We start from the raw sequence: 1,354 nt of genomic DNA on the forward strand, positions 1-1,354 counted from the left end.
GACGGCGCGCTGCCCGCCTTCCTCGCCTCCGGGCACGCCCAGCGGGTGCTGGAGCGGGTCTGGCGCTCGCCCGGCGCCGACACCGCGGCCGGCCGCCCGCTGGTCCGCGACGTCCTGGTCGCCGGTGACCTGCTGGAGCAGTGCCTGCGCCCGCTCGCCGCCGACTGGTACGGCACCGGGCCCGGCGGGATCGGCGCCGCCGACCTGTGCCACGTGGTCGGCGGCGGCCCGGCGGCGCTGCCCGCCCTGGCCGCCAAGCAGCTGCACGGCATCCCGTTCGTGGTCACCGAGCACGGGCTGCACCTGCGGGAGCAGTACCGCAGCTACCGCACCGCGCCCTACCGCTGGCCGGTCCGGGCGCTGCTGCTGTCCTTCTTCCGGCTGCTCACCGAGGAGACCTACCGGCAGGCCGCCGCCCTCACCCCCGGCAGCGCGTACGACCAGCAGTGGCAGCAGCGCTGCGGTGCCGACCCGGCCCGGATCAGGGTGGTGCACGAGGGCAGCCCGGCGATTGCCCGGGAGGCCGCCGGCCCGGAGCCCGAGCAACCGACCGTGGTCTGGGCCGGTCCGCTGGAGCCCGGGCGGGACCCGGAGCTGATGCTGCACGCCTTCGCGAAGATCCGCGCCGAGCTGCCCGGGGCCCGGCTGCGGATGTACGGCGAGGAGGGCGTGCCCGGCTACCGGGCGCACTGCGCAGCGATCGCCGCCCGGCTGGGGATCACTGCCGCCGTCGACTTCGAGGGGCGGCCCGGCAGCCCGGCCGAGGCCTGGCAGGCCGGGCAGGTGGTGGTCTTCTCGGCGCTGGCGCAGCGCAGTCCGCGGCTGCTCGCCGACGCCATGCTCAGCGGCCGGGCGGTGGTGGCCACCGACGTCGGGGTGGCCCGCGAGGTGGTCGGGCCGAGCGGCCTGCTGGTGCCGCCGCGCAGTCCGCTGGCGGTGGCCGGGGCCTGCCTCGCCCTGCTGCGGGACGAGGAGCGCCGGGCCCGGCTCGGGCTGGCCGGGCGGCTGCGCGCGCAGGAACGGTTCGCGGTGGAGCCGGAGGTGACCGCCTTCCGGGAGATCTACCTGGAGCTGGTCTCGCGCTGGCCCGCCTTCCCGGCCGGCTCGGGCCGGCGGCTGCAGCCCTTCGCCCGGCCCGCCGAGTACTGGGTCGCCGGATCGGCCCGGCCGGAGCCGGCCGCACCGGCGGGCGGCGACCAGGAGCCCGCCACGGGGGCCAGCGCGCCCGGCGCCCTGGCCGAGGCGCTCTGATGGCCAGGCACGGGCCGCAGGCCGCGCCGCGGGCGGCCGTACCCGCCGCCGGTGGCGGGTACGGCGGCGGTCCGCCGCCGGCCGACCCGGTACGGGAACTGAT

The 1,354-nt window shown here is 79.0% G+C and carries 1 protein-coding gene; it reads left to right on the forward strand.

Features of this window, described 5'->3' with window-relative positions; all coding sequences use genetic code 11:
* The coding region (locus AA75_RS32060) for a glycosyltransferase (RefSeq protein ID WP_033823848.1) at window positions 1-1,251 on the forward strand (1,251 nt) is incomplete at its 5' end.
* Between the last annotated feature and the right edge of the window lie 103 nt (window positions 1,252-1,354).

This window comes from Kitasatospora sp. MBT63, assembly GCF_000710465.2.
Lineage (GTDB): Bacteria > Actinomycetota > Actinomycetes > Streptomycetales > Streptomycetaceae > Kitasatospora.